This window comes from Pseudomonas rossensis (genome assembly GCF_039888995.1).
Lineage (GTDB): Bacteria > Pseudomonadota > Gammaproteobacteria > Pseudomonadales > Pseudomonadaceae > Aquipseudomonas > Aquipseudomonas rossensis.
Map to the genome: position 1 here is coordinate 1 of NZ_JBBWCB010000188.1, position 8,508 is coordinate 8,508.

At 54.4% G+C, this 8,508-nt stretch carries 5 protein-coding genes and 4 pseudogenes; 5 read left to right on the plus strand and 4 right to left on the minus strand.

From position 1 onward, the window contains the following. The 4 genes and pseudogenes from WLY71_RS28035 to WLY71_RS28050 all read right to left on the minus strand — a co-directional run. A pseudogene (locus tag WLY71_RS28035) lies at positions 1 to 186 on the minus strand (long-chain-acyl-CoA synthetase); the annotation flags it as partial. 117 nt (positions 187 to 303) lie between these two features. After that, positions 304 to 966 carry an iron-containing redox enzyme family protein gene (locus WLY71_RS28040; RefSeq protein WP_347806147.1) on the minus strand — a complete coding sequence of 221 codons (663 nt, stop codon included), beginning with the start codon at positions 964 to 966 and terminating at the stop codon, positions 304 to 306. A 69-nt stretch (positions 967 to 1,035) separates the two neighbouring features. Further along, complete coding sequence (locus WLY71_RS28045) at positions 1,036 to 1,434, minus strand: nuclear transport factor 2 family protein (protein ID WP_347806148.1); 399 nt, start codon at positions 1,432 to 1,434, stop codon at positions 1,036 to 1,038. Positions 1,435 to 1,528: 94 nt separating this feature from the next. Further along, positions 1,529 to 2,230: a hypothetical protein gene (locus WLY71_RS28050; protein ID WP_347806149.1), complete on the minus strand. Its 702-nt coding sequence runs from the start codon at positions 2,228 to 2,230 to the stop codon at positions 1,529 to 1,531. 279 nt (positions 2,231 to 2,509) lie between these two features. Between WLY71_RS28050 and WLY71_RS28055 the strand changes: the two are divergent. From WLY71_RS28055 to istA, 5 genes and pseudogenes are all read left to right on the plus strand, one after another. Next, a pseudogene (locus WLY71_RS28055) lies at positions 2,510 to 3,268 on the plus strand (IS630 family transposase); the annotation flags it as partial. Positions 3,269 to 3,946: 678 nt separating this feature from the next. After that, positions 3,947 to 5,974: a hypothetical protein gene (locus WLY71_RS28065; protein WP_347806150.1), complete on the plus strand. Its 2,028-nt coding sequence runs from the start codon at positions 3,947 to 3,949 to the stop codon at positions 5,972 to 5,974. A gap of 141 nt (positions 5,975 to 6,115) precedes the next feature. Then, positions 6,116 to 6,387 (plus strand): annotated as a pseudogene (locus WLY71_RS28070) (IS630 family transposase); the annotation flags it as partial. 25 nt (positions 6,388 to 6,412) lie between these two features. Continuing rightward, positions 6,413 to 6,786, plus strand: a pseudogene (locus WLY71_RS28075) (transposase); the annotation flags it as partial. A gap of 232 nt (positions 6,787 to 7,018) precedes the next feature. Continuing rightward, on the plus strand, positions 7,019 to 8,508 hold a 1,490-nt coding region (istA, locus tag WLY71_RS28080), incomplete at its 3' end, for an IS21 family transposase (protein ID WP_347806151.1).

The following is an 8,508-nucleotide window of genomic DNA, read 5'->3' on the forward strand; positions in this document are numbered from 1 at the left end:
GAGCAGCGCCGGCCCCTGCGGGTTGCGCGCCACGGCTTGTTCAAAGGCCCAACCCAGGCCGCAGGGTTGATCCGGCTTGAGCCTGGAGGTCTTTATGCCCCGCACGAGCCGAGGAATGGCCCGGGTGATGGAGGGCAGCTTACGCAGCATCTTGCCCCAGGTAATCATGTCGCTGTTGCTAGTCATGGCGCCTCCTCATGGGTGATCCGTTTCAGCCGGACAGCTTGTGACAAGCGCCCTGCCAACCGATCGTTTTTATTCTGTGCATGTCGCCAGGCGCAGGAGGATGCGTGTCGGTAGGCCTTAGAACTCGTCGGCAACCGACTCCAGAATCTTGCCCATCAGGTACACGGTGGTGCGCGCGACCTGCTTCACCGCTTCTTTTTCTTCATCGGTGACGACCCAACGGTCGATGGCCGCGTTGACTTCCGCGGAGTGTTTTTCATCGATGATGGCGTGGGCGACGAAGAAGGTCAGTTCTTTGTCGGTGAGTTTGAGGTGGTTCTTACACACGTCCATCAGCGGTTCGAGGTGCTCGTAGCAGTCCTCGGCCCAGAAGCTGTAGCCTAGGCGCGGAATGATGCCGCGGCATACGGAGACGAAATCCAGATAACCGTAGAAGGCCTCGGTGGCCGGCAGCATCGGCTTTTCAAACTCGGATTTGTCGACGCCGATGGCGATCAGGTCGTTGTAGGCCATGTTTTCGTGGCCCAGTTCTTCCAAGGCATGTTTCATGGCAAAACGCAGCAGGCCGACTTTGGTGTGGTCCTGGTTCCAGCACGCCACCGCCTGGTTGATCGCGTTGTTCTTGGTGTAGTGATACACCTGAACGACGGACTTAACGTAAGGATCACGTTGCAGTTCGGGCCGTTTTATCATCTGGAAGAACCGGCCGATTTTGATCTTTTCCCATTCGGCATCACAGACGGCTTTGAGCTCTGTTCGAAACTCGGTCATTTCAGTCATCTCACTCTCTTCCTTGGCGGGTTGATACATCGTTTATAACAATTGTTATTGTGTTGCGCTAACGCAGATTTACAGTCGCAATACGGATTTAATGATGTAAATGAACTTGGAGAAGAACCCCAAACCTTCGATAGTGTCCCAATGTTCCATCAGCACGCCATTTTCCACGCGGTAGATATCAATCACCTTGTAGTTGACGGTGAAGAACTTGTGCTTGGCCCAGTGTTTGGCATACAGAAATACGTAATCGCCTTCGGCGCACACGCGTTCAATGCTGGCACCGGACTCGGGAAACGTCTTGAAAAACTGGGTAAAGTACGTCTTGAAGCCTTCACGGCGCGGCGGAATAAATACGTTGTTGTGCTGAACATATTCTTCGGCAATCAATGTATCGGCGACCGCCAGTTCACGCTGGCCAAACATGCGCTCATAAAACTCAATAACGACTTCTTTGTTTTTGGCTTCCATCCTGGATCTTCCTCAATGATATGGTATTTATGATTTTTATACCGCCAGTGAGTGCCGTGCGGCGCGAGCGGCCATGGTGTGCCTGATCAGCCCTTCAATATCCTTGAGGTCGGCCGGGCAGCTTTCCAGGCCAAAGAACGGGGTGACCGAGGGCAGTAAATCCCCTTTGTACAAGGCGTAGTAGTGGTCGCCACGGGCCTTGATCTGGAAGAAGAGGCCGTCCTGATCGAACACGACGCTGTCGAATTTTGGCGCCAGCCTTGAAGGTTTTGTATCCGCCTTGCAGGGCGACCAAGGACGCACCGGTCATGGCCAGGCCATTGGCCACGTTTTTCACCGGGGAGTGTTTATCGACAATAAGCCGCGACAACTCCACGCATTCGCCCTCGTAGTTGGGCCCGGAGAACTTCACCAGTTCTTCATGCTTAATGAATTCGCCCGACTCATGAGGAAAGGGCGTAATCCGTTGCGTGCCGATAATCTCGCCGTCGTAGTAGAAGGCGAATACGTAAGAGCGCGGGTCATATTCATCCAGGCAAACGGTATCGTCGACCGCATCGCCAAACAGGGTTTTGTAATACACCTTGCGCTGCCCATACAGCCGATGACGGGCACGGGACAATTCAATAAACTGTGCAAGGGTAATGACCTGTCGCACTTTGATTTTATCGGACTGACACAAGCCCTGAAGTACTGAATCGTAGAAGCTGTAGATCGCCGCACCGGCTGAATCATCTTTCACCAACTGCATACTTGCCGACGGCAAAGCAGCCTCATTACTTGCGAATGACGTCATGGGAATTCCCTTCTTATTGTGATCTGTAGTGTTTGGCTCAGCCCAGCGCACGACTTAACTGCCCGAGTTCAATACATAACTACCTACTTTGCCAATATTCATAATTACCTCCCCGTAAAATAACTGAGTGGCGCTGAACCGTTCAACGGTTCCCAGTAAGAGCGAGCGAAGATGAGTTTTGGTTGGTACTGAAATTATGTGAGATGGAAAATCAAGCAAAAACTCAGCTATTGGCGTACAGCCCCGAAACTCACAAGTCCGTCCAGACCTTTAGCGCCAATCTGGAGGCCTAATACCTCGTGCCCCGCTGGGAACAGGTCTGCCACCATCAGTCAACGTGACGGTCGTCGCGCCCGACTGATCCTGTTGGCCGCTCAAGGTTGTTCGCGGGTTGAAATAGCCCGCCTGGTTGGGTTATCTCTGCGCTCGGTCACTCTTTGGTGTCAGCGTTTTCAAGATCAGCGACTAGACGGTTTGATCGACAAGCCAGGGCGCGGACGTAAGTCCTCCTTGCCACCAGAGGCGCTAACCCGAGTGCTTGAGCAAGTGGTTCAACCACGTATTGGCCAGCCTCGCTGGAGCTGCCGAAGCATGGCGAGAGTCGCCGGCATCTCACCGGCCAGCGTCCAGCGCATATGGGCCGCCAACGACATAAAACCGCACCTGACATGCACCTTCAAACTGTCCAACGATCCAAACTTTGAAGAGAAACTCTGGGACGTCATTGGGCTGTATCTGGATCCGCCGGATAAGGCATTGGTGCTCTGTTGCGATGAAAAAAACCAGGTTCAGGCCCGGGAGCGCACCCAGCCTGGACTGCCTTTGGGGATCGGGCATATCCGAACGCAATCGCACGATTATATCCGCCACGGCACTGTCACCTTGTTCACGGCGCTGGATTATCTTCAAGGACGCTTGATCAGTTGCATTGAGCGCCAACACCGGCATCAGAAGTGGCTGGAATTTCTCAAAAAGATCAATCGCGAAACGCCCAAGCAGCTCCAATTGCATCTGATCGTGGACAACTACGCCACGCATAATTTTCTGCATTCCATGCGGCGTTTTTTTATCGATGTCGAGCTGTGGGGCTGGGGGCGTTTGCAGTTCCGGCCACGGCATCATCTGGCCACGCGCCGCACCGTCTCGTTCGCCAGTGGCGTCAATCCTCGGGTGATCGACGATGCCATCTGGCTGAAGCTGGTCAGGGCATAGCTCGACCCTTCACTACTTGCGCATCCGTCAGTTGGCCGCCGCCTTCGTCAAGGCGGACCAGATGGCCCGCATGATTTCGCTGCTGGTCGACCATGACGTCATCGCCCGTCAAAGCGGCGATCCGTACCAAAGCGGCGATCCGTACCTCTACTACGACCTGGGCAATTCGTATTGCACCAACCCGTTCTGGAGCACCTGCGCGCACCGTATGGCTTGCATCGGCTGTGATTTAACCTGCCCAAGGCCAGTGCACAGGGGCAGGCCCTGGAGAGCAGGGCCTCGGTCCGTCGGTACCTGGAAGAGGTGCCGCTGACTGCGGACGAGCGGGCCATCGTTGAGGACGACCAAGACAAGATCGAGGGTTTTATCCGCAAGCTGGAAGGCGTAAAGGCGCTGGATGGGCATACCGCACGGTAAGCATGGATCCGGAAGCCGGCCCAAATGGAACCGTTCGGTATTGCATACCACTCACCAGACCTTGGGAACTAATGATCAGAGAAAATAATGGATCCAATTAGAAACAGCAGCGACTATAATGTGCAGGCTAGTTCAGCAAATCCTGCAGAAGCGACTCAAACAGCGGCAGGAACGCCCCCGTCGGGGCACGCTAGTTCGCTGACATTGTCCATGTTAAGCCATCACGCAGTGCGTGCCTTGGAAGCCAAAGTGGCACAGGGCAATGAACAGGAGAAGACCCTGGCCAGGCTTGCAAAAGATGCCATCGGCAGCGGTCCGTTGGTGCTTTCGCCCAATCAACCACCGAACAGTGGTATTGCTCAATTTGGGATCCAACGTAATCAAGGCGTATTGGTGATCAAGGCGAAATTAAATGAACGCTCAGAATACGACGTTTTTAGCATAGGGTTTAGAAGAGACTCTGGGGCGACCGTCTCTATGACATTGCCTACGCCGATAACTATGGAACTACAGTCGACTAAACTGCCACCTAAGCAATCATTGTTAGGCCTGCCCATAGAGTTGCAACAGGCCATCATGGGGCATGTTTTGGCGGGCAGCACGAAACGACAAGGTGTCTATGATCTCAGTTCGCTCGAAAATAGTACTCCCTTTTTAAAGGCCGCCATTGTAGGAAATTCTTTGCTTAAATTCAAGCATGATCTACAGAAGAAAATTATCGGGGCAATAAACAAGCTTGAAGTTTATGATTTAATACCATTCGCTGACTCTGGCCTGTTTGCATTGGCCTCTGGCGCAAAAAAAGAGGCTTGCCTTGCGGCAGCTATCGAGGACTTAGATGAAAACTGGATATCTGCTTTGGGTGGTGCTCTTGAGGTGCTGGAGCCAGCACAGCGCAGTCGCCTAGTTAATGCCATTTTGAACACCAGGGTAGATAATGACGGCGACATAGATATGGAAAACGGGCATGCGACTATAGGTTCTATGATTGGCAGCTTGGGGGCAGGCATGCATACAATTGCCATACATCACGCCGAAATAATTGATTTTATTATGAAATTGCCTGAATCTGCTAAGCGCTGGGCTATTGCCGGGTTAGGCAAAGCACTGCATACGCTAGATACGAGATCGCGCGAGCTTATAGTGCAAGCTGCGCTGGATATGCAGGACGCGAATTTCAAAGGTGCGGCTATTGGAGGATTAGCTCAGGGAATGTCAGCTCTTACTGAGCAGCAGCGTAACGCGGTGTTTGATGCAGCCTTACAATTCGAGGATGAAAATGAATTCAGTGATTTTGTAATGCCTGGTCTTTGCAGAGGATTTCAAACACTTACCACGGAGCAGCAAATTAGATTAATTAATACCGTCTCAGAAATGGCTGACGAAAGTGAGCAGGCTCGATCATTAAGTAGTCTGGGATCGGCTTTAAAAAGCGTTGGTGGCTCCCAATATATTGATATTCTTGAAATCTTAAGTAATAGCGTTTTATCTATGCATTCGGAACGAAGTAAAGCTAATGCCCTGGGGTTTTTAGGTGCAGGGCTTAATCATGAGAATGGTCTCGAAGGTTTTCATAATGAAAAGCATGAGCAGCTAGTAACCAATATATTCAGTGCCGTTATGGAGATAGCAAACGAGGCTCATAAAAGTCGAGCCATTGCAGGTTTAGGAGGTGGGCTTTCGGCATTTTCCATCGAGCAGCGTAGCAGTTTGGTAGAAGCCTGCTTGAACATGGGAAATGAAGAAAACAAGAGTACTGCTGTGTCTGGGCTAGGTGCAGGTCTGCAAGCACTTACTCGTGAGCAGCAAGAAAATTTAATTGATGCCAGTTTACGCATGACGAATGAGATGGCCAAAAGTAAAGCGATTGCTGGGCTGGGCAGTACCCTTAGAGCATTTGCCACTGAACAGCAAGCTAGGTTGGTGGATGCAACTGTGAATATGGGTATTCAGTTTAAGGCCTGGGTAATTTCGAAATTAAGCAGCGTTGAAGATTTGCAACAATACGGCCGTTTGGTTGATGCTGCTCTTAGCCTACCACCGAGCAATAGTTCAGGACTGCAATCACCTCAAGCGCAAGCTTTGGCATCCTTAACAAAAAGAGAGCTTCTCTGAACGTACGCGCGTGCTCGAAGCGGACGGATACAGCCTCAAGAGTCTTTCCTGGGAAGAGGATCATCGCATTGCCACACCATCAAACGTGAGTTCCGTGGAGGTCGAAAAAACCACAGCCTATTGCTTTTCCATTCCACATAAAAACACCTGAAAGTGAAGGCATGGCTTGAGAAACACAAGCGCTTCCACATGCACTTCACCCCAACCTCTAGCTCGTGGATGGGTTCTTTCGCGATATCACGGTGTACTTGCGTGAGGGCAGTTTCAGCTCGGTTCGTGAATTGGAAAGCTCGATCACCACGTTCTTGGCGCTGGGAAATGCACAGCCGACTCGCTATGTTTGGAACGCCAAAGGAGAGGATATCTTGAACAAGATACAGCGAGGGCGTGAGGCAATGGCCTCGCAGGCATAAGTGGTGACCGAACTCAATAATCGGGATCTTCATCGCCTGCGTGGACGGCCTCAAAGGCTTCCCTGAGGCGATTGAAACGGTTTACCCAAAAGCCGTCGTTCAGCTGTGCATCGTGCACATGGTGCGCAACAGCTTGAATTTCGTGTCGTGGAAGAAGCAGCGGGAAGTGGCGGCTGATCTCAAGCTGATTTACACCTCGGCCACCGCCGAATTGGCTGAACAACGGCTCTGCGAATTTGAAGCCAAATGGGACGCCGAGTACCAATCGATCAGCCTGTCATGGCGGCGAAACTGGGCTCGGGCGATCCCGTTTTTTGACTATCCAGCGAAATTCGCAAGGTGATCTACACCACCAATGCCATCGAGAACATGAGCCTGCGCAAAGTGATCAAAACGCGTGTGCGTATTTCGGCCCATCGTGACCGCCCGTTTCGGTACATCGTGACCGACCATTTCGCTAACGCGTGACCGCTCATTTCGCTAACAACGTGACCGATTTTCCGCCTGTTCCGAAACAGCCGGTCACGCCCTTACCGAAATCACCGGTCACGTTGTTAGCGAAATACCCTCCACTGCGTTGCGCATGACCTGAACCGCCACCACCCTTCGTCCCATTTCGGGGAATCGAAGGATGGCGGCGCAGCGAGTAGCCATGCGTAATATCAAAGAATGCCTACGCCTCAAGTTCGAGGCCGACCTGTCCCACGAAAAGATCGCCCGCGCCTTGCAACTGTCCAAGGGCGTCGTCAGCAAGTACATCAAGGCGGCGCGTGACACCGGTATCGAGTGGCCCGCGCTGGCTCTGCTGGATGAGGCGGCGCTCGGCGCCGCCTTGGTGCCCGCCACCAAGGTCGTCCACACACGTGGCGACCGCGTGTTGCCCGACGTGATCACTCTGCACCGCGAACTACGCCGCAAAGGCGTGACGCTACAACTGCTGCGGGAGGAATACACCGCTGCCCATCCCGACCAGCCGACCTACCGCTACACCCAGTTCGTCGAGCATTACCGCAGCTACGCCCGTACCCTCAAGCGCTCGATGCGCCAGCACCACCGCGCTGGCGAGAAGTTGTTCATCGACTACGCCGGGCCGACGTTGCCGGTGATTGATGCGGCCACCGGCGAGATCAGTCAGGCGCATATCTTCGTCGCGGCCCTCGGCGCCTCGAACTACACCTACGCCTGCGCCACGCCGGGCGAGACCCAAGTGGACTGGCTGACGGCGTTGAGCCAGGCCCTCAGCTACTTCGGTGGCGTTCCCGAAATGATCGTGCCGGACAACCCGCGCGCCCTGGTTGCCCGGCCTGACCGTTACGAGCCGGGCCTGAACCGCGCCGCGCTGGAGTGCGCCCAGCACTACGGCGCCATCATGCTCCCGGCGCGCCCACGCAAGCCGCAGGACAAAGCCAAGGCAGAGGTGGCCGTGCAAGTGGTCGAGCGCTGGATCATGGCGCGGTTGCGGCACCAACAGTTTTTCAGCCTGCATGCCCTCAATCAGGCCATCGCCGTTTTGCTGGAAGACTTAAATCGACGCCCGTTCAAAAAGCTCGACGGGTGCCGACGAGACTGGTTCGAGCAACTCGACCAGCCAGCGCTCAAGCCGCTGCCGGCGCATCCATATGAGGTCGTGATCTTCAAGCGATGCAAGGTCAACATCGATTACCACATCGAGGTGAATGGCGGCTTTTACAGCGTGCCCTCGGCCTTGGCCCGGCAAAGCGTCGACGCCCGAGTGAGCGCCCATACCGTCGAAATCCTGCATGGCCACCGCCGGGTCGCCAGCCACCTGTTGCTCCGGCGGCGCGGCGCCTACAGCACCCAGAACGAACACATGCCGGCCTCGCACAAGGCCCATCGCGACTGGACACCCCAGCGCCTGCTCGACTGGGGCGAGCGGATCGGCCCACGCACCCGGCAGATCGTCGAACATCAACTGACCCACAAGCCCCATCCGGAGCTGGGCTACCGCTCCTGCCTGGGCCTGCTCTCGCTGGCCCGCCAATACGGTAACGCGCGATTGGAGGCGGCAGCCAGCCGCGCCGTGCAACTGCGCGCGCTCAACAGCCACACCGTCCGTAACCTGCTCAAGCAAGGGCTCGACCAGCAACCGCTGCCCAAGGC